Source organism: Terriglobales bacterium (assembly GCA_035691485.1).
Taxonomy (GTDB): domain Bacteria; phylum Acidobacteriota; class Terriglobia; order Terriglobales; family Acidobacteriaceae; genus JAIQGF01.
In genome coordinates this window covers 122,600-143,937 of record DASSIZ010000117.1, presented here as the reverse complement: position 1 = coordinate 143,937, position 21,338 = coordinate 122,600, and the positions used below count along the sequence as shown (strand labels likewise).

Genomic DNA, 21,338 nt, shown 5'->3' with positions numbered 1-21,338 from the left:
GAGGCCAGGCTGCCGTCTCGCGACGCGGCGCTGCGGGCTTGCCGGTGATTCCTGCGCCGGGCCTGCCTAGCCCGGACATGTTGATCCCGATGTTGACCCTCGCCGATCGAGGTAACGCCGACGCCGAAGCCTCCATTGGCTATTTGCACGACAGCGGCCGCTTTGGTCCTACCCACTATGAGCAAGCTGCGGAGTGGTACGAGAGGGCCGCAGCTCAAGGCCACGTGTTCTCCATGGTGCGGCTGGCTGCCATGTACGCAAAGGGCATTGGCGTTGATCAAGATTCGTCCCGAGCCAATTACTGGTACGCCCGCGCCGAAGCCAGGACCGGCATACCTGCATCTCGATTGAAGCTCTTGTTTCGTGAGTTCGAGCCGACGCCGGGCGGGAAGGGGAAAGATACGCTTGCAAGTTCTACTCCGCCGCCACACATCCGAGCTGCTGAACCTTTGCCAGAGGCAGTTCAGCCCAAATCCGTTGAACCGCAACAAGCGGCTGGAGTGCCAGCGGCAGAACCGCCAAAAACAGTCGAGCCGCGAATCGTGGTTGTAGTTCCGGCGCCCCCATCTTCAGAACCGGTGCGACCCGCTGCGGCGCCACCGACCAAACAGCTCAAACCAGTAGATCCGCGAATCGTGGCTGCGGTTCCGACGCCGCCGCCTTCAAAACCGGCGCAACCCGCTGCTCTCTCGCTCCCCGAACATATTCCATCGTTGAGCATCGACGATGTTATGCGCCTGCCACTACACCGCCCCTTCCTGGACTTACCTGCAGTTGCGGTGGCGGTTGTGTCAGCACCGACGGCCCCATCATTTGCAGTCGCGCCCCCGGGCGCGCCTTTACGATCTCTCGATTTCGATCCCGCCCTCGCCCCCAAAGAACCGGCACGGGCGCTCGCTTACTTCCGCAAGGCTGCCGAGGACGGCGTCCCGGCGGCTCAGTTCTCTCTAGCCGGAATGTACTTCGACGGCCAAGGCGTGCCGAAAAATTTGAAAGAAGCTGCGCGGTGGTATGAGGCGGCTGCCAAGCAGGGGCATTCCCGCGCGCAGAGCAATCTTGGGCTGATGTATCTCAACGGATGGGGCGTCGAAAAGAGCGTGCGCCAATCCGTCGTGTGGTTTCGCAAGGCCGCGGAACAGGGCGACGCGGTAGGGCAGAGCAATCTCGGGGCCGCCTATGTGAATGGAACAGGTGTTCTCGTTGACTCTGCTGCGGGTGCCGCATGGCTGCGCAAGGCCGCTGAGCAGGGCGTTGCCGAGGCGCAATATGGCCTTGCGACCCTGTACGTGAACGGCCGTGGCGTGCCGGTCGACCTGAACTCGGCCGCGCTGTGGCTGCAGCGCGCCGCCGCACAGCAGTTCCCGAAAGCTCAGCTTGTCCTTGGTCAGATGTACGTCAACGGCCAAATCACGGATCCCGGCCACGAAGGCGTACGCTTCATCGAAGCGGCGGCGAATTCCGGATTGGCGGACGCGCCGTTGGCCCTGGCGAAAATGTATCGCGACGGCCGCGGTGTCTCTGCCAGCAGTACATTGGCGCTGAACTGGTTCCTTAAATCTGCCGACCTGAACTCCGGTGAAGCGCAATACGCTGTCGGAGAGATGTATCGTGACGGCAAAGGCGTGCCGAAAGATGTCGTGATGGCATACGCCTGGTTCGCGCTGGCGGCTGCCAATCATTACAAGGGCGGCTTGCCGGCACTCAACGCGCTTTCCCCAGTCATGACGATGGCGCAATTAACTGCTGGACAGCAGCGAGCATATGCCTTGATGATGAAAATTCTGCAGGCGCGGTCGGCGACGCCGCTGCCGGTCTGGGCCCAACCCTAAAGTGCGCCGGTAGCATGTCTGAGTGCCTTAGGGCCGAATCTGCCGCTCGATACAGCCCTTATCACTAATATCACTAAGCTGGTCAGGGCGCTTTGGCCTTCACTGGGAGCCCCTCGCGCTAAAGTTCACCGTTCCAGTGAAGCCGTTCGCAGGCGCCGCTGTTCACTGGACGTCGTCCCGTTGCCCCGCGTCACCGCCGAAACATATTTGACGACGCCGCAAAGTCCGATGTGGCGAAAGGTGCAGGGTGAAGAAAAGTGTTCTCTTCGAGTGCAAACAATTGCACATTGGCGGATGTATCTTGGCCTGAGTCTCTGATTACACGGTATTTAGCGGCCGATTACTCGGCAAGTTAATTGCACTTGGGGCTGTGCGGCCCGCCCATCGCCCGGACGTGCCCTCGGAGAATCCCGTGTCCTTGGCAGCCAGGAAGTTAGCCGGCACCACCGAGTCGCATTCGAAGGAAAGTGGTCCGCAGCTGTTGTATGTCCCCCCAGTCGAATCAGATCCCCAAACGGAGCGACTCGCGAATTGGCGCGCGGCCGGAGATGCGTTGATGGCCATCTTCGCCTTAGCGGCTCTGGCGTTGGGATCGGTCGCAACTTACGTGGTTCTTCGCTAAGCGCCTTTAACCTCGCGCTGGCCCTTATCTAGATCAAGAAAGCCGCTGACTCGGGCTCCGCAGACGCGCCCGGTAGTTCCCCTTCGACTATATGGCCGGCCCCTCAGCGCGCCGACCTGCCGCATCCGCCACCTAAGAACACCACCTTTGCCGCCAGGCCCTGCCCGATTTTGCACCCCCGGTAGAAAAAAACTTGCATTCACAAGCCGAATGGCACTAGTTTTGGTTCATCCAGCAACTAAGCATGCACAAGTTGTGCCCGTAGGGCACTGTCGGCGGGCTGATTTGCGAACAACCGGCAACAAAGAGCATCGAACCAGGACCCGGGGATGTGGATCGGCTGTGCCCCGGCTGGAGCCTCCCAAGGTACAGGTGGTGCTTGCCGCTTCCTACCTGCGGGAGCAGCAGCGCCGCATCATTGACGAAGCCGAGCCGGCCGCCGGCAACGAAAAACTGTCCGCCGCATTGGCTGCCTACAACGACGTCCTCGAGGGGAAGGTCGAAGCCACGGGCGACTTCATCGCGGAACGCGCTCTGGAGATTACCGGCGCCGATGGCGCAGCCGTCGCCCTGGCTACCGCCGAGGGACACGTGGAGTGTCGCGGACGTGCCGGCGAGCTCGCGCCCGAAGTCGGAACCCGAATCTCCCCAGACTCTCGCCTCTCCTTTGAATGCTTGCGCACCGGCCGCGTCACGAGTTCTTCCGACATCACCACCGACCATCGCGTACCTTACGCGACTGCCCACGGGTCGGGGATTTGCTCTATGGTGGCGGTTCCCGTACGCCGCCAAGATGAGATCATCGGTCTAGTCGAGGTTTTTTCGGTCGCCCGTTGCGCCTTTGGCATGACCGACACGCGGGCGGTTGAACTGCTGGCCGCCGCGCTGTCGGGCTATGAGTTCGAGCGCTCTGAGAAGACCGCGCCGGATCCTGTGGTTGCCGCGCCTCCCATCGCCACCGACCCTGTTCCTGTTTCCGCCCCCGAAGTGGAGCCGGAGCCACTCGTACAGGCAGAGACGGCAGAACCAGCGACCTTGGCAACTCTGGCAAGTTACCGGCAGTCTTCACCCAGCAATTTTAGGATCGCTCTGCGCATCGTGCTTCTTTTGTCCGTGGCGGTGGCGTTATTCTGGCCGTACCGGAAATCAGTTTCGCACCGGACCTCTACCGAGGTACTGTCTGGAACTGAGCTTTCGGCGCCTTCAGCTCCCGTGGTTCAGGCCCCAGAGCCGGCCCCGGAACTAGCCCTTGGGCACGCTGATCTGATCGGCGTCGATTTCCGCTCTCATGCTGGATTCGCCAGTGTCAAGTTGAACTTGACGGGACCGGTTCGATATTACGCCGGCCGCCTCACCAACCCCAATCGTATTTTTATCGACTTGGCAGACACGCAGATGACGCTCCGAACGACTCACGGCGCCGAAGCGGTGTTTGATGTCGGTGACCAGTACGTGTCCCGCATCCGGGTGGCCCAGAAAGAATCGGATGTGACCCGCATCGTTCTGGACCTGAATGCGTCTTGCGACTTCATGCCTGTGCTTTCGCGGACGCCACCGTTTGCACTGGTGCTCACCGTTCAACCGAGTGTCGCTGAGCAGGACTCGGGGAAGAGTGCGGTGCAGCCTGGCGCAACCAGGAGGGAAGTCAAGCCTGCGCCTCCTCCTTCTCCAACGCCGCGTGTGCTGGGACAACCTCTCCGGATCGTGATTGATCCGGGCCACGGGGGCGCCGATACGGGAACCGTCGGTCCCACGGGACTACAAGAGAAAGACCTTGTCCTTGCCATCTCCCAACGATTGGGACAATTGATCGTAGAGAAACTTGGCGGCGAAGTAGTCTTTACGCGCAGTGATGACACCTTTATTCCGCTGCAGGCGCGAGCGACTCTCGCCAACGCGGCCAACGCCGACCTGTTGATTTCGATCCACGGTAATTCCAGTACATACCGCTTCGTCCGCGGCATCGAGACGTTCGTGGCCGCTTCGGCATCATCCAAGAATATCGGCGATGGAGCCGATCCCAGGATGGTAGAGTCGCGAAGACTGGCCGGAGCGGTGCAGCACGCCATGTATTCCAGGTTGAAGGAATCGGATCCCGGTCTGCACGATCGGGGCGTAAAAAGTGCGCCCCTGGTGGTGCTCGCCGAATCGACGATGCCGTCCATCCTGATTGAGCTTTCCTTTGTCAGCAGCCCGGTGGAAGAACTGAAACTGATGGATCCGGCCTATCGCGATGCGATTGCGGCCGCATTGTGCGACGGCATTTCCACCTATTTCACGCGCAAGAAAACCGCGCCTCTGGCCGCCCGTGTCCACTCGGCTGTTCAGCGCAGTTCGAACTAGGCTATCCCCCTCTTTCCACGAAGGAGTCAGTTTTGGTACCGCTAGTCGACCTGAAGGCGCAATATCGCAGCATCAAGCCCGAGATTGATGCCGCCATCTCTCGCGTGCTGGAGAGCGGGCAGTTCGTTCTCGGCGAAGCCGTTGCATCCTTCGAAAAGGATTTCGCCCGATATTGCAATACTGAGCACGCGATCGCAGTGAATTCCGGGACCAGCGCGCTGCACTTGTCACTGCTGGCCGCCGGTGTTGGCCCCGGCGACGAAGTCATTACGACTCCATTTTCCTTCGTAGCAACGGTGGCAACGATCCTGTATGCCGAGGCACGTCCTGTGTTGGCCGATATCGACCCGGCGACCTTCAATCTTGATCCCGCCAGCATGGAGCGCGCCATCACTCCGCGCACCAAGGCAGTGATGCCCGTGCACTTGTACGGTCAGCCATGCGACATGGGGGCCATCATGGACATTGCCGGTCGGCAAAACCTGGTGGTCATCGAAGATGCCTGCCAGGCGCATGGCGCGGAATGGAAAGGCCGACGGGCCGGGAGCATCGGCGCGATCGGCTGCTTCAGCTTCTACCCGGGTAAAAATCTCGGTGCCTACGGCGAAGGCGGCGCGGTCACAACCAACAACCCCGATTACGCCCGGACCATACGCATGCTGCGCGACTGGGGCAGCGAGAAAAAATATCAACACCTGCTGAAGGGCTATAACTACCGGATGGAAGGATTGCAGGGAGCGATCCTGGGCGTGAAATTGCGCCACCTTGAGCCATGGACGGAAGCTCGTCGCGCTCATGCTCGTCGCTATTGCGACCTGTTAGCAGCCAGCGAAGTCAGGCTTCCGCTGGAGGCAGCCGACCTGCGGCACGTCTATCACGCGTTTACCATACGCAGCTCCGACCGGGATCGCCTTCAGACAACGCTGGCGGCTGCGGGGGTACAGACGGCAATCCATTATCCCGTTCCCATCCACATGCAGCCTGCCTATTCCGATCTCGGCTACTCGGCAGGTGATTTCTCGCAGGCGGAGATGGCAGCCAAGGAAGTTTTGTCTTTGCCCATCTTTCCGGAGATATCGGAATCGCAGATTGAGCAAGTGGCGACAGCGGTCAATGCCGCAAACTGCGCCGGCACCGCGAAGCTTTGAGCTGTAGTGTAGATCTCGGTGTTGATTCCCGAATCGGGAAACCCATGTTTGAAAGTGTTCCTAAATCGTCATCCCTGGGAGGACCTGTTCTGCGGTAGCCTTAAAGGTTGTTCAACTTATGCGATCCCATCATCGGCCTTTTCTCTTCATTTGCCTGGCCGGAGCGCTAGCGCTGTTGCTTGCAGGCTGCGGCCAGGGCGGCTCAACTGCTCCACTAAGGACGGTGGCGCCGCCGCCGGGGACGAGCTCGGAGTTCGTGTTTGTTACCAACTCAGTCGACGCTACCGTTTCCGCGTTCCAGCTCGAAACCACGACCGGTGTGCTGACCGCGCTCCAGAGCTCACCCTTTGCTGTCACCACCGGCGCTTCGCCGCGCGCGGCCGCAGTTGCGCTCGGCAAATTTCTTTACATCGCCAACCAAAACACGAATACGGTCACCGCCTTCGCCATCTCGACGACGACGGGCGCCCTTACGCTCGTGAATACCTACGCGACGGGAACGGGGCCGCGTAGCCTGATTGCCGACCCGCTCGGGAAGTTCCTTTACGTGGCGAACTTTTCCAGCGCAAACATTTCGGCCTTCAGCATCAATGCCTCGACCGGCGAACTGACGCCGATTGCAGGCTCTCCATTCGGCGCTGGCGGTACGTTCTACGCCATCACGGTCGATTCCGCTGGCAAGTTCATTTACGTCACCGACAATGGCTTTCTCCGCGTTTACGGTTTCGCCATTAATTCCACAACGGGCGCGCTGTCACCGGTGCCGGGCGCGTTTTTCGCTGCGGGAAGCGATCCACTTGGCCTGGCGGTTCATCCATCAGGAAAATTCCTTTACGTCACCGATGTTCCCGGCACGGCCGGCAACCTGCTGGTGTACACCATCGACGTGAACGGAGCATTGGCCCCGATCACCGGGTCACCATTCGCCGTCGGCTCCGAGCCCTTTGCCGTTGCCATCGAGCCAACCGGGAAATTCGCCTACGTGACCCTGAACGGCGGTCCGACGATCGCCCAACTGTCTCTGGACCCCAATACTGGTGCGCCGACACCGATCGGATCGCCCGCCCCAGCCATAAACCCTACGGAAATAGCGATCGATCACTCGGGCAAATTCGTCTACGTGAGCAACCCGAACTTGAACAATGTTTCCGGATATCTTATCGGGACTACCGGCACGCTGACGCCGCTGCCGTTCTCCCCTTACGTGACCGGAAAGGGCCCGACAGGGATCGCGATCGCCATGACGCAATAGCGTTTCGAAGCTGCCGGCCTGCGGATCGACGGTACTTCTCGCCCACACCAGCTGGCGAACTGTTGTTTCAAGCGGTGCGGCTGCGCGTTCTCCGGCCTAAATCATTTCCCTCCGGTGTTATATTTCCACCGAGAGAGAGCGCGACTCATCATGATGCAGAACGGATCTTCGGCCGGCGAAGCTCATTGGCGCACGCGAAGGCGCTACCCCCGGGTTCCGATCGATGCTCCGGTGGAGATTTACACCCAGAGCACGGTCGGCCCGCCGGTGATAGGCCGAATCGACAGCCTGAGCGTGGGAGGAGCCCTGGCATCCTGCCGGGAGAGCTTCGACCTGCATACGGAGCTGGCGATGTTGTTTCAACTTCCCAGCGGCTTCCGCGTCCAGGCTTTCGGCAAGGTGAGATACGCCACCCCAGGAAGACATTTTGGGGTGGCATTCGTTGACCTGGACCGTGAAGGCCAACTCCAGCTGGAAGAGTTCACGCAAAAGATGCTGGGCTATGCCCGCCGCAGTAATCGCGTGCCCTACCGCACCCACCTTACGGTCCGGTCATCAGAGGGCGACACGCAAGCGGAGGAGTCCGCTGAGACGGTGCTGGTAAGCAAGAACGGAGGGCTGTTCGTGTGTCGCTCAAACTATAAGGAGGGGCAGGATATATTTCTTTACTCGCCGGAGCGCAAGAGCGGTGCTCGCGCGCGGGTTGTCTTCCAGCATGTTTGGGCGACCGGCAGCCTGGTTGAGGTCGGTTTCGAGTTTCTAGGCGAAGAAGATTTTTGGAACATCGATTTCACGCGTGAGTACGATTAGATAGTTGCCCTGGTTTGTCGCAGCCGCTCCTTCGCAATCCGCTTCCGCCTGACGATTCGGACAATGCACTGCCGCTCTCGTATCCAGTGTGTCCTTGAGCAAATTTTTGCCGGCGGGTTAGCCTGTTGGTAATGGCCGAAGGTCGCGGAGCAACGTAGAATACCTCTATCCCATGGCTGCCTCTCCTACCTCGCAGGAGCACCGCCCAAGCGGAAATGGTGACCTCGGACGTACCTCGATTTCCGTTATCGTTCCGGTGTACAACGAGCAGTATCTCGTCGAGGCCAGCCTGCGCCGCCTGGCGGCGTTGGGCAGTTCGCCACTGCTGGGCCGGGTGCAAGTCATCGTTGTGGATGACTGTTCAAGCGACCAAACGTCGGCAGTGCTGAAACGGTTTCAGGACAATCTGCCGGCGGATCCTGCCGGCAAGTTCGACTGGCATTTTCTCCGTCACGAGCGAAACCAGGGCAAAGGCGCCGCAGTCCGCACTGCCATTGACCACGCTGAATGTGAGCTTACCGTCATCCACGACTCCGATCTCGAATACCACCCGCGCGATCTGTTGCAGATGGTCCCGCTGTTTGTGGAGGAGAATGCCGACGCGGTTTTCGGATCTCGTTTCCTGGCTGGCGGCTTCAAGCGCGCGCTGTTCTTCAAACACTCGATCGGCAATCACATCTTAACGCTCCTCTGTGATCTGGCCAGCGATGTGAACCTGACGGACATGGAAACCTGCTACAAGATGGTGCGCACGGAACTACTGAAGACCATTCCCCTGGTCAGCCGCGACTTCCGCATCGAGCCCGAACTCACCATCAAGCTGGCAAAACGCGGAGCGCGCATCTTTGAGGTTCCCATCAGCTATTCGGGCCGCACCTACCAGGAAGGGAAGAAAATCGGCTGGAAGGATGGAGTGCTGGCGCTGATTGCGATCGTGCGTTTCAAAGCGACCGACCGCGTGTGCAAGCCTGATCAATACGGCAGCGAAGTGGCGGTTCGTCTTGGTCGCGCTCCCAATTACACCGGGTGGATCGCCAGTCTGCTTCGCCCTTACCTGGGCTCGAGTATCCTGGAATTGGGAGCCGGCACGGGCAGCCTGACTGTCCAACTGATCCCCCGAACGGAGTATTGGGCTTGTGATTCCAATCCGCTGTTCGTTCGCGAGCTTCGGAAATTATCCCTTACGCGGCCGTATCTCGAAGCGGCGGAGTTGGACCCAGCCGATGTGCGCTCACTGCCGGAGGGGCGTACTTTCGACACCGTGATCTGCCAGAACGTCCTGGAGCACGTCGAGGATGACCTGGAAACCTTGCTGAGAATCGCCACCGTGGTGCGCGACGGCGGCCGCATTCTCGTGCTGGTTCCCAACGGGCCTGCCCTGTTCGGCGGTATTGATACGCGCCTTGGACATCGTCGTCGTTATTCCAGGAATCAGCTGCGCGAGCTCGCCGAAAGGGCTGGCATGCAGTGCGGATCGGTGATCTCCTACAACCGGGCCTGCAGCTTGCCGTGGTGGTTTTGCGGACGAGTACTGCGCCGCAACCACTTCAGCTTGCTCCAGGTGAAGGTCGTGAATTGGCTGGTTCCGCTCCTATCCCGCATCGACAAGTACCTGCCGCTGCCGGCCATGTCGATGGTTGCGGTCTTCGAAAAGGTTCAGCCGGAGAGACCGCAGGTAAAAGTCGATAAAAGCCCTTTGGCGCATCCTGAACAAGTGAGACATTAGTCACGACGGTATAGGGGGATGTTCGTGACTGCGGGACGTTCGCCCGACCGCTCGGTATAATAGCAGCGCGACATCTGCATCCTTGGGAAGTAAGCGCGCAACCAGCGGTTCTCCCGCTCGCAGGGGTTGGCTTGGGGCCGGTTCATTGTCGATAGCAAATCTCATTCTGGTCACGGGCGGCGCCGGATTTATCGGCTCCAACTTCGTTCACCACTGGCTGGCGCGCGAGAGCGCAGCCGTGGTCAATCTCGATGCGCTTACCTACGCCGGCAATCCACACAACCTGGATTCGCTGCTGGCCAATCCGGCGCACACCTTTGTGCGTGGAGATGTCGGGGATGCCGCTCTCGTCCAGGATCTGTTCCGGCGGCATCGGCCGCGAGCGGTCGTGCACTTTGCCGCCGAATCTCACGTGGACCGCTCGATTCACGCGCCGGAAGAATTCGTTCGCACCAACGTGCTGGGAACGTTTCAGTTGCTTCACGCCGCGCGCCAGTATTGGCAGGAGCTTGTGCCATCGGAACGCAGCACATTCCGATTTCTGCACGTCTCGACGGACGAGGTCTATGGCTCGCTGGGGCCGGCGCAGGCTGCGTTCTGCGAGACGACTCCCTACGCTCCCAACAGCCCGTACTCGGCATCCAAGGCCGGTTCGGACCACCTGGTGCGCGCCTACCACCACACCTACGGAATGCCGACGTTGATCACCAACTGTTCCAATAACTACGGGCCGCGACAGTTTCCCGAGAAGCTCATACCGTTGATGATCGTCAACGCGCTGCATGGCAAAGCGCTGCCGGTTTACGGCGACGGTCTGAACATTCGCGATTGGCTGTACGTGGAAGATCATTGTGAGGCCATCGAAACGGTGCTGGCGAAGGGTGAGCCCGGCGCGACCTACAACATCGGCGGACGCAGCGAAAAAACCAACCTTGAGATTGTGAACACAATCTGCTCCATCCTCGAGCAGGAGCGGCCCGGCCGCGAGTATCGGTCCTTGATCAGCTTCGTCGCGGACCGGCCGGGACACGACCGCCGCTACGCCATCGACAGCACCAAGATTGAATCGGAATTGCAATGGCGGCCGCGCGAGACTTTTGAAACCGGAATTCGCAAGACGGTGCGCTGGTACCTGGACAACATGGACTGGGTCACGAATGTCACCACGGGCGCCTATCAGCAGTGGATCGCGGTGAACTACGCCGCGCGCGGGTGAGGAGTTGAGAAAAGGCATTATTCTTGCCGGCGGCTCCGGGACTCGCCTGTATCCGGTGACGCACGTCATTTCTAAGCAACTGCTGCCCATCTACGACAAGCCGATGATCTATTACCCACTCAGCGTCCTCATGCTGGCGGGGATTCGTTCCGTCCTGGTGATCTCAACGCCGCAGGATACGCCGCGCTTCTCCGAGCTGCTGGGCGACGGTTCGCAGTGGGGGATGAGCTTCGAATACGCGGTGCAGGCGGCCCCGGAAGGACTGGCGCAGGCGTTCATCATCGGAAAAAAATTCCTGCGCGGCAGTGACGCGGCGCTGGTGCTCGGCGACAACGTTTTCTACGGGCATGAGCTTTCCAACCTGCTGCAACGCGCGACCCGGAAAACCAATTGCGCGACGATCTTCGCCTACGCGGTGGCGGATCCCACGCGCTATGGCGTGGTGGAGTTTGACTCCCAGGGACGCGCCATCAGCTTGGAGGAGAAGCCGGCGAAGCCAAAATCACGGTACGCGGTAACGGGCCTATATTTTTATGACCAGCAGGTTTCGGAAATCGCCGCGACGTTAAAGCCTTCGCCTCGCGGCGAGCTGGAAATCACCGACTTGAACCGGTGCTACCTGCAAGCCGGACGCCTGGACGTGGAGGTCCTGGGCCGCGGCTTTGCCTGGCTCGATACTGGCACGCACGAATCGCTGCTGGATGCAGCACAGTTCATCGAAACCGTGGAGAAGCGCCAAGGACTGAAGGTCGCGTGCCCGGAAGAGATCGCCTATCGCCTCGAATACATCGACAGGCAGCAACTGCAGCGCCTGGGAGAGAGAACCAAGAACCAGTACGGCCAATACCTGCTCCAAATCCTCGAAGAGAAAATGCTCTAACACTCAGAACCCTTGTGTCAGCGGATTATGTTTGAATTTGTTCAGACCAATCTCCCCGGTGTCGTCGTCATCAAGCCGCGCGCGCTGCGCGATCATCGGGGCTTTTTTCTCGAGACCTATCACGCGACCAAATTCGCGGAAGTCGGCATTGGCGACGTCTTTGTTCAGGACAATCATTCCTGTTCGCGGCGTAATACGTTGCGTGGTCTCCACTACCAGTTGCGCCATGCCCAGGCGAAACTGTGCCGGGTAGTGCGCGGGGAAGTTCTTGATGTTGCCGTCGACATACGTCGCGGCTCCCCGACATTCGGGAAATGGACCAGCATTGTCTTGTCTTCTGAAAATCAGCATCAAATCTACATTCCACGAGGTTTCGCACACGGATTCTCGGTGCTTTCCGACGAAGCGGAGTTTCTCTACAAGTGCAGCGACTTTTATGATCCCGCCGCCGAATACGGGATCCACTGGCAGGATCCCCAACTCGGGATCGATTGGAGGACCACAAACCCAATCGTCTCGGAAAAGGACAGCCATTATCCAAGACTGTCGGAGATAGCTTCAGAATTCCTTCCTGCTGCAGAGGACGCATGATTCCAACCGTGCTGATTACAGGCCGCGACGGGCAGCTGGGTTTTGAGCTTCGGCGGACGCTCTCTCCCGTGAGCAACATAATCGCGGTAGATATTGACACTGTCGATCTAGGCGACTTGGATGCCGTTCGCAAGCTGGTCCGCGACACACGCCCGACTGTCATCGTGAATGCCGCCGCCTACACCGCTGTTGACCGTGCTGAAAGCGAGCGTGACATCGCTCACACCCTGAACGGCGAGGTGCCCGGCGTGCTGGCGGAAGAATTGAAGCGGGTCGAAGGCAAGCTCATCGTTCATTACTCCACCGATTACGTTTTTGACGGCACCGCAACCCGGCCCTATACCGAGGACCGAGACCCCAGCCCGATCAGTGTCTATGGACAAACAAAATTGGCAGGTGAGCGCGCCGTAGAGCAGGCTGGCGTTCCCTATGCAGTACTGCGAACCGAATGGCTGTATGCAACCCGGGGTGCTAATTTTCTACGGACCATCCTGCGACTCGCCCGCGATGGTAAGCCTCTGCGAATCGTCGCGGACCAGGTAGGCGCGCCAACTTGGGCCCGTATGCTCGCCGAATCGAGCGCGATCATTATCGCTTTCTTCTTGCGGGCTTCGGCTTCGGAAGTCAACACTTTGTCGGGCACGTATCACGTCACTGCGGCGGGACAGACCAACTGGCACGATTTTGCGCGGGCGATTCTTGAGGAAGAGCTGGCACGTCTGCAACGCTTGGGAAAACCCCTGGCTTGGTGCGAAACCGCGCTGGCGTCGCTGCAGCCGATCCCCGCTTCCGCGTATCCCCTCCCGGCGCGCCGTCCCGGATATTCCGTCTTGTCGAATGAGAAAGTCGAACGCGTTTTCGGCATTCATTTGCCGGATTGGCGTGATCAACTCCACCTGGCATTCGAGGACTTTGATTGTCCCGGTTAGCCGCGTCCCAACGCGGAATTTGCGGCTAGTCCTCTAGTCCCCTCTTGGGCGCGACTTCCCGGTATCCGCGCGGAATCGCAAACGTCGCCGGTGGGACGGTTACCCGCTTAACCTCCAGCACGTCCATTTCGCTCTGGGAGCTGTGCTCACCGGCGGCGTCGGAGGTACGCGTTACGGTCACGCGTTTCAGTGGAAAACCTTCCACCTTTGACATCTCGGCACGGATCATCTTGTCGACCTGCTCGTCTCCCGTCGGCGGAGGATCCTGTTTCAGCCAGACTTTCAGCGCCGGATCCACCAGTTTGTCCGTGGTCCAAATGTCTTCCTCGATCACCGTCGAAACCTTCTTCGCGCCGGTCAGGTGCATGGACACCGTGTAGCTGGTGCGATATCGGTAATGCTGCGTCGGCAGGCCCGCAATCAGGCCGCCGTCTTCTTGCATTAGCTTTTCGACTCTGGGCGCCTCGAAGCTCACCTTCATCATGCCCCGCATGCCTTGCACCATGCCGCCCATGCCCGCCATCATCGATTGCACATCGTACTTCGTGTATGTCTTGGTGTTGGGGCTCACCAGGTACAAAGTCTTGCCCTCGTCCCGCGAGAGCATGTAGTCGCCGATGTTGTACAGGTCGGCTGCGCTTTCCACGAAGACCACCTTGGCGCGCGCCCCGCTGACGTAGGCGTGCACGGTAACGTCGCCGCCGCCGTCGCTGCGCGTCTGCGCAACGAACTCCACTCCGGCCAGGCAATAAGCCGACCCTACAATCAGGAACGAAATAATAATCAGAGCTTTACGCATTCCATCCAGCAGGACACGAAATTGGCAGTTGGTGTGACCCTCGACAAATACGGTACACTCCAGCAGTTTACAACCCAAACTCTTGGCAACAGTTGCCACATCTCCGTCGAGTATTCCTTCCACCACGCCCGCGGCCCAGCGACTTGGCCGAGCCATCCGCCTGAATCCGCTCGCCGCGATCGGGATTGTCCTGGTCATTGTCTTCACCGTGCTGGCGATTTTCGCGCCTCTGATCGCGCCCCACGATCCCGCCGAAATCAATCTGCCCGACCGGCTTTCATCCCCTTCCCACGCCCACTGGCTGGGGACGGACGAACTCGGCCGCGACATCTGCTCCCGCATTATCTACGGGGCGCGCATTTCCATGCTGGTCGGCTCCAGCGTGGTTGCGGTTGCGCTGGTGCTCGGGCTGATCGTCGGCTGCATCGCCGGATACTATGGCGGCCGCGTCGATCGCGTCGTCAATATCGTGGTGATGAATGCCTTCCTTTCCTTTCCCGGCATTCTGCTCGCCATCGCCTTCGTCGCCTTTCTCGGACCCGGGATTTTCAACCTGATCCTGGCGCTCTCCATCGGCGGCTGGGTCGGCTACGCCCGCCTGGTCCGGGCCCAGGTGCTGGCAACGCGCGAACGCGAATTTATCGAGGCCGCCCGTGCCCTGGGCGCCAGCGACTGGCGCGTGATCACCCGCCACATCCTGCCGAACATGATTCAGCCCGTGATTGTCCAGGCCGCCATCGGCATGGCTGGCGCCATTCTTGCCGAAGCTACCATGAGCTTCCTCGGGCTGGGCGTGCCGCCGCCTGCTGCCAGTTGGGGTTCCATGCTCAACGACGGCCGCGCGCACTTGTTCGACGCGCCCCACCTCGTCCTTTTTCCCGCCATTGCGGTCATGCTGGCCGTGCTCTCGTTCAATTTCATTGGAGACGCCCTGCGCGATTACCTCGATCCGCGCGCCCGCATCGAAGCCGGTCTCTAAAAACCTTGCCGCAGATCTACACGGATGAAAACGGATTCGATGCTTACTTCTGTGTTCATCGGTGGCAATCCGTGGCTGGTGGTTCTTGCTCCCGTTCACTTCACGCGCGCCCGCATCGACGAGACGCAATTAGGTGGCTGTGGCAAATCTTCCTGCTTCTCGGGGGCTACTGCTGTCGGCAGGAAAATGGAGAACACAGTGCCGGAGCAAGGCGGGGTGCTGCGGGAGCGAACCCGAATGGAACCACGGTGTTTGTCCACAATCTGACGACAGACCCACAGTCCGAGGCCGGTGCCGGCCTCCTTCTTGGTGGTGAAGAAAGGCTCGAAAATCCGTGCCAAGTTCTTGGGCGCGATGCCGTGACCAGTGTCGGCTAGCGTGATTCGGACGCCACAAATGCCAGGCACCCGCCAATCCCGTGACGAGGCGACCTTGATCCGGAGCCGGCCGCCGGGCTGGACAGCTTCGATACCGTTGCTGATTACGTTGGAAAAAACCTGGCGAATCTCCCCCGCCGAGCCCAGCACGTGGGGATGTGCTCTGTATCGCTTTTCGACCGCGAGATGGCGCTCCGCTATCCTGGCTTGCAGCAGGGCCAGAACATTGTCGATGAGTTCAGTTGGATCGAACTCAGCAGGTGCACTCTGATCACGATAAAAGCCCAGTGTCTGCTTCGTTATGTGAGCGACACGCTGGAGCTCGTTATCGGCAAGTTCAAGGTGCTGGCGAACGCTCTCGGGGAGTCCGTCCCCCGTGCGGGCAAGATAGAGAAGGTTGGTAACGGCGGCCAGTGGGTTATTGATTTCGTGCGCGATGGTGGCGGCCAATCGGCCGGCGGAGGCGAGCTTTTCCGATTTTACGAGAGCCTCTTCTGCCTGCCGACGCAGGGTCACGTCGCGCAGGATGACGGTGTAGAGCTTCTGGCCTTCCGTTTCGACCTGCGAGATGGTGGCCTCCATGGGGAACTCCTCGCCATCGGAGCGGAGCGCAGACAAAGTGGCGGGGGAGTACAGCGAGCGGGTTGTGACGCCAGTCTCGCCATAGGTTTGGACATGTTCGCGATGGGCGCCGCGAAAACGAGCGGGAATGAAATTGTCGAGGGGGCGGCCAATAGCATCGGCGGCCTTGCAGCGGAAGATGCGCTCGGCGGCGGCGTTGAACAGGATGACCCGCTGCGACTGGTCAATAGTGATGATGGCGTCCATGGCCGAATTTACGATACCGCTCAGGCGTTGCTCGCTACGGCGAAGCGCCTGCTCAGCCTCTTCACGACGTAGAGCCAACTCCTGAACCAACTGGAGTGCGCCTTCGGCGGCTATGCGTTCGGCAACGACGGCGGCGAGTGCAAGTCCGCTGATGGAAATGACGGCGAGGAACACCTGGAGGAGGGTAGCGCCGCGGATGGGGTTCGGCTGAACAAACGGTCCTAAGCCGGTGGCAGTTGCCCATATGGCAACGCTAGCTACGAGAGCGCTGACCACGGCAGAGCCCGCAATTCCGAATCGGATGGCCGCCCAAATGACGAAAGGAAAAACCAGGATGACCAGCACGTTTTCCACCGGGCCCAAACCGAGGCGATTGCCAAAGACCACGAATGAAAGGCCGACGGCTGCACTGACCAATCCGACAAACTCGAGGCGCCGTTCTCCGTGCAGCCGCGCGAGTCGAGGAAAAGTTAAGATCAAGGGAGCGAGCACCACCACTCCCATAGCATCGCCCAACCACCAGATCAACCCGGCTTGAGTGAATCCCGACCAGGGCTTCACGCCGCTGATGTTGAGTGTGATGACACCTACAGTCGCGGCAACGGAGGTGCTTAGGGCGCCGAAAAGAACGAGCGAAAAGACGTCGTGAAGACGGGGCAGGTCCGGTTGGAATCCGCCAGCCCGCCGCAGAAGCCAGGCGGCCAACAAAGCGCTGGATGTGTTTCCCACTGCAATGCCGAAGGCGGCGCCGTGGGGAACCGGACTGAGAAGATTTACCAGAAACGCACCCAACAGAACGGCGGGCCACATGCCAAAGCCCCACACCAGCATCGCCGCAAGAGCGATTCCTGCCGGAGGCCAAACCGGGGAGACATTCCCGCTAGTGAAAGGGATCGCGAGGCCAATCTTGCCCGCGAAAAAATACACGACGAAAATCACCGTCAGACGGATGACCAAAACACGGCGAACAGGTGTACCGACATCGCGGTGCCGTGGATACGGAAAGGAAGGGAACACGTGACCTCGTCGGGAACGCCTCGAGGCAAGTGAAACTAGCATACAACACAGATGGGTGATTTGGGCGCCAGGCCGATTCCAAGTTATGCGATGAATTTCAAGAATGATCCCGGGTTGGCTTCAAACCCTGGGAACACCGTGCCCAGGTTTCGGTTGCCCAGGTGCCGGTAAATCACCTCGCTCAGCACGGTGCGAAAGTCCGTTGTTAACGCCAGGTCCCGGCCCTCGTAGAGGTGCTCCGGAGCCAGTCCCGGCCAGCGTCCATAGACGCGGCGTCCCTTTACCGGCCCGCCCATGATGAACATCACGTTTGCGTGACCGTGATCGGTGCCGCGGTTGCCGTTCTCGCGCGCGGTGCGCCCGAATTCCGACATCGTCACCACCACGGTGTCTTCCGCCATGTTCCCCATGTCGGTCCAGAACGCCGACATCGCCTGCGACAACTCGCCGACTCTTTGCGCGATCTGCCCTTGCACGGAACCTTCGTTCACATGGTGGTCCCAACCGCCGACATCGGAGAACGCAACCTCCACCCCCAGGTCCGCTTTCATCAACTGCGCCACCTGGCGCAGCGCGTTCCCCAGCGGCCCGCGCGGGTAATTCGCGCCCGGCGCCGGCGTGTACTTCTGCGGGTCCGCCGACTTCAGCATCTTCACCGCGTCGAACGTCTCCTGGCCGGTGCCGTGCAACACCGCGTCCACGGAATGGTCATACATTGCTTCGAATGTGTTGGACAGCGGCTGCGCCTGCGGATTACGCCCGCCCACGCCGAAATCGTTCACGTTGCTCACGGCTACCGCCGGCGCGCTCCCGGCCAGCATTCTCGGCAGCGCGCTGCCCAGCGCGATCGCGCGAAACGGCGAGTTATCTTTCTCCGCCGGGTTGCGCAGCGCTCGGTTCAGCCAGCCGTCCTCGGTGGACTTCAGCCCCGGCGTGCCCGACTCCATGTAATCCTGCGCGTCAAAGTGGGAGCGCGTCGGGTCCGGCGATCCGGCCGCGTGCACGATCGCCAGGTGTCCCTGGTCCCACAACGGCTTGAATGACGCCATCGCCGGGTGCAATCCGAAGAATCCGTCAAGATCAATCACCTGCTGCCGCGGGATTGCGATCGTCGGACGCATCGAGTAGTAACTCTGTTCCGCGTGCGGCACCACGATGTTCAACCCGTCGGCCGCCCCGCGCTGAAAAATTACGACGAACCGTTTCTTGCCGGTCGCCGCCTTGTCCGATGCCAATGCCACCCGCTGCAGAAATGCCGGCACCACTGTCGTGCCCACCACTGCGATCGCGCCGCCCTTGAGAAATACTCTCCGTGTTATCGCCATGCGAAACTCCTGAACTCCTGTCATCCTGAGCGAGACAACGGACCCATGCATAACCGGCCACCGATCAGCGTTTCTGAAATTCCGGTGACCCCAAAATCAGCCCTGCCAGTACTCCCGCATTCACCGGACGCGACGGATCATCCAGCACCCGCCCGGTTACCTCAGGTTCCATCGCGTGCTTGAGAATTGTCTCGTGCGTCTGTTTCGACAAGTCTCCCGCCAGCAGTGCGTCTTCCAGTCGCGCTAGAACCACGTTCGTGTCGGAGGGAACTTCCGTGGATCCGAGCACGCGCTCCGGCGCGAACGACATCCCCGGCATTCTTCCCGACGTGAACCGCAGCGCGAAATTCATCCGGTTCAGCAGCGCCGACGAATTCACCCAGGTCTCAGCCTTCATCGAGTACCCGGTCGGCGGCTGCGCTCCGTACAGCGGCATGCCCATCTGGTTGAGCGTCTGCACCAGCGGCATTGCATTAGCGATATCGGCCCCGCTTGCCCGCACCGCGGAAACCAGGAACTCCAGCGGCGTTTTCACCTTCGCTCGAAACGCCTCCGGCGCCCAGAATTCCGGCGACTGGAACATCGTCCGCAGCACCTGCCGGATGTCCCCATCGCTCTTCAGGAACGTCTCCGCCATGCGATTGACCAGAGCCTCCGGCGGATTATCCGACACGAATCGCGTGGCCAGTTTTTTGGAGATGAAGTGCGCCGTCGAAGGATGATGCGCCAGCAGCTTCAGCATCTCCTTGCCTTCATCCTCACCGTGTTCCTTGATGTTGTGTCCCAGCACGAACTTCGTTCCCGGCTCGTGCATGCGCTCGTTGAACTCGAAGTCTCCGCCCTTCCGCGGCTCCTTGATTGTCCATCCGGTCAGCACCCGCGCCAGTTCGGTGACGTCTTTCTGCGTGTATCCGCCATCGACGCCGAGCGTGTGCAGTTCCATCACTTCACGCGCGTAGTTCTCGTTCAGTCCGCGCTGTTGTTTCTTGCCCTTTGCCTGCGTCTGCTGCGGCGCGCGTTGCTGCGGCCGTGGGTACGGATACGGCCTGCCGAACGGCCCGGTGCCGAACGGACCTCCCAACCGCCCATTCCGCATGCGAGGGTTGTTCATCGATCGTGGCGCCTCGCCCAGTCCGACCTGCGAACGCGGTCCAACGCTCTGCCAGTTGTCCAGGTAGAACAGCATTGCAGGGCTCTTGGCGGTCGCCATCAATAGGTCCTGGAATTTGCCGAGAGCATGCGGACGAATCACATCGCGCTCGTATTCCGTTACCAGGTAACGGTCGGCTCCCTTGCCGATAAACACGTTGAAGTGGTTGAACCAGAAATCGGTCATCACCTCGTCGAGTTGCCGTTCGCTGTATGCCGCGCGCAGGATCTTGCCCTGCATCAGCTCCGTCGCCACCACCTGCTGGGGGTTATTCATCGCCATCAGCTGCTCGCGTTGTTGCGGCGTCAGCGAGTTCATCAACTGCTCCCGATCTTCCGGTGGAAGGGCCCGGGCCAGCATCTGCCGCTGCTCGGGCTTCATTGCCAAAATCGCCTGCATGCGCTTGTCCGGCGTCGGTAGGGCCAGGATGTTGTCCACCTGCTCTCGTGCGTACATGCGCGCCTCGCGACGCTCCGCCCGTTGCTCCTCGGTCAGCATCGTCCCCTGGTCATCGCCGGCTTGATTCACCGGTTCCGCCTTCGCCGCCTTCTTTTCTTGCTGGTTGTGGTATTTCTCGACCTGGGTTTCGTAGATCGCGCGCTCCGCCTTGTCCGACGGCATGGACTTCTTTCCTTCCGCGACCTGCTTGATGACTTGCGGAGGAGGGAAGTTCTCCACCAGCTGGCGCGCATCCATTCGCAGCGTGCGCAGCGGCTCCAGCCGCGCTTCCAACGCGGAGTCATCGATTTTTTCCGGATGCAGCTGCTGCTCGATCCACTTGTTCACGCCCATTGCCGCCACCCGGTCCACGTCGCCCGGACGCGGCCCAAAGGTCAACCGGTTCAGCGCGTGTATGGCCCGCTGCCGCTCATCCATTTGCGGCACAGCCGCAGCTTTTTTGTCTTTATCTTTTCTCTTACTGCCGGCCCAGACCGAGGCCGATACTGCACAGGCGAGTACGATCAGCAGGATCGTCAGTTGCTTGCGTTGCATTGTGGCTCTCCGAACGGCTGCCATCCGATGCTGATTATGAACCCATTTGCAGCAGGGAAGTTGCTGGATTTCAGCCGGTTCATGAGGCCGTTACTCCGTCCGGAACGGGGCCGGTACTTGGCTGCCGTACCGGCTGCCGGTTACGCCTGTTGCGAATTCTTGGCCGCGTTTCTGGGTCGCGGTATGTCAAATCTCTCGTGCGCTAGTGAGGGGTAACGTACTTTCGACAGCCGGCCTTCTTGCTGAAGACGTTGGTGGGCTTCGTACCAGTCTGTCTCCCGGTCGGTGTCCTGCCTCCAGTGAACCAACGCGGCCTCATCACACCAATCCAGCAGTCGGGGCATCACCTGGCGATGCGGCCCAGACATCATGAAGGATCTCATTTCCGCTTCTGTCGTCCAAACCTTGCGGGTCCAAAACGTGCTCTTGGTATCGCGGAGTAGCGCAACATGGAGATTACCTTCAGCAACTTTCGCTTGCCGGAAAGCACGCAGAGTGAAGAACAGGAAGGGCAGAATGTGTCG

15 protein-coding genes are annotated in these 21,338 nt (G+C 60.2%); 11 read left to right on the top strand and 4 right to left on the bottom strand.

Features of this window, described 5'->3' with window-relative positions; translation table 11 throughout:
- The first annotated feature begins 788 nt into the window (after nucleotides 1–788).
- The 10 genes from VFI82_15440 (at nucleotide 789) to rfbD (ending at nucleotide 13,346) form a co-directional block, all read left to right on the top strand.
- Nucleotides 789–1,829, top strand: a complete 1,041-nt coding sequence (locus VFI82_15440; GenBank protein ID HET7186079.1) for a tetratricopeptide repeat protein — start codon at nucleotides 789–791, stop codon at nucleotides 1,827–1,829.
- Between the two features lie 964 nt (nucleotides 1,830–2,793).
- Nucleotides 2,794–4,794, top strand: coding sequence for an N-acetylmuramoyl-L-alanine amidase (locus VFI82_15435; protein HET7186078.1), 2,001 nt, complete (start codon nucleotides 2,794–2,796; stop codon nucleotides 4,792–4,794).
- A 32-nt stretch (nucleotides 4,795–4,826) separates the two neighbouring features.
- Complete coding sequence (locus tag VFI82_15430; protein HET7186077.1) at nucleotides 4,827–5,942, top strand: DegT/DnrJ/EryC1/StrS family aminotransferase; 1,116 nt, start codon at nucleotides 4,827–4,829, stop codon at nucleotides 5,940–5,942.
- A gap of 256 nt (nucleotides 5,943–6,198) precedes the next feature.
- Nucleotides 6,199–7,194, top strand: a complete 996-nt coding sequence (locus VFI82_15425; GenBank protein ID HET7186076.1) for a beta-propeller fold lactonase family protein — start codon at nucleotides 6,199–6,201, stop codon at nucleotides 7,192–7,194.
- A gap of 150 nt (nucleotides 7,195–7,344) precedes the next feature.
- On the top strand, nucleotides 7,345–8,004 hold the full coding sequence (locus tag VFI82_15420; GenBank protein HET7186075.1) for a PilZ domain-containing protein: 660 nt from the start codon (nucleotides 7,345–7,347) through the stop codon (nucleotides 8,002–8,004).
- A gap of 172 nt (nucleotides 8,005–8,176) precedes the next feature.
- Entirely contained in the window at nucleotides 8,177–9,730 is a 1,554-nt protein-coding gene (locus VFI82_15415; protein ID HET7186074.1) for a glycosyltransferase, read from the top strand.
- Between the two features lie 151 nt (nucleotides 9,731–9,881).
- Nucleotides 9,882–10,946, top strand: a complete 1,065-nt coding sequence (gene rfbB, locus VFI82_15410) for a dTDP-glucose 4,6-dehydratase (GenBank protein ID HET7186073.1) — start codon at nucleotides 9,882–9,884, stop codon at nucleotides 10,944–10,946.
- A gap of 4 nt (nucleotides 10,947–10,950) precedes the next feature.
- Nucleotides 10,951–11,826 (top strand): glucose-1-phosphate thymidylyltransferase RfbA, encoded by an 876-nt coding sequence (gene rfbA, locus VFI82_15405; protein HET7186072.1) that lies wholly within the window; start codon nucleotides 10,951–10,953, stop codon nucleotides 11,824–11,826.
- A gap of 27 nt (nucleotides 11,827–11,853) precedes the next feature.
- On the top strand, nucleotides 11,854–12,417 hold the full coding sequence (gene rfbC / locus VFI82_15400) for a dTDP-4-dehydrorhamnose 3,5-epimerase (GenBank protein ID HET7186071.1): 564 nt from the start codon (nucleotides 11,854–11,856) through the stop codon (nucleotides 12,415–12,417).
- Entirely contained in the window at nucleotides 12,414–13,346 is a 933-nt protein-coding gene (gene rfbD, locus VFI82_15395) for a dTDP-4-dehydrorhamnose reductase (protein ID HET7186070.1), read from the top strand. Before rfbC ends, rfbD begins: the two co-directional genes overlap by 4 nt.
- Before the next feature lie 25 nt (nucleotides 13,347–13,371).
- Here the strand turns inward: rfbD and VFI82_15390 are convergent, their stop codons facing one another.
- On the bottom strand, nucleotides 13,372–14,145 hold the full coding sequence (locus VFI82_15390; protein HET7186069.1) for a DUF4412 domain-containing protein: 774 nt from the start codon (nucleotides 14,143–14,145) through the stop codon (nucleotides 13,372–13,374).
- A 154-nt stretch (nucleotides 14,146–14,299) separates the two neighbouring features.
- Between VFI82_15390 and VFI82_15385 the strand changes: the two genes are divergently transcribed.
- Nucleotides 14,300–15,124: an ABC transporter permease gene (locus VFI82_15385; protein HET7186068.1), complete on the top strand. Its 825-nt coding sequence runs from the start codon at nucleotides 14,300–14,302 to the stop codon at nucleotides 15,122–15,124.
- A 95-nt stretch (nucleotides 15,125–15,219) separates the two neighbouring features.
- On the opposite strand, the gene VFI82_15380 is transcribed toward VFI82_15385, so the two are convergent.
- From VFI82_15380 to VFI82_15370, 3 genes are all read right to left on the bottom strand, one after another.
- Nucleotides 15,220–17,346, bottom strand: coding sequence for an MASE1 domain-containing protein (locus tag VFI82_15380; protein ID HET7186067.1), 2,127 nt, complete (start codon nucleotides 17,344–17,346; stop codon nucleotides 15,220–15,222).
- Nucleotides 17,347–17,429: 83 nt separating this feature from the next.
- On the bottom strand, nucleotides 17,430–18,671 hold the full coding sequence (locus VFI82_15375; GenBank protein HET7186066.1) for a DUF1501 domain-containing protein: 1,242 nt from the start codon (nucleotides 18,669–18,671) through the stop codon (nucleotides 17,430–17,432).
- Between the two features lie 64 nt (nucleotides 18,672–18,735).
- A complete protein-coding gene (locus VFI82_15370; protein HET7186065.1) occupies nucleotides 18,736–20,814 on the bottom strand; it encodes a DUF1800 domain-containing protein in 2,079 nt (692 codons plus the stop codon).
- Nucleotides 20,815–21,338 lie beyond the last annotated feature (524 nt).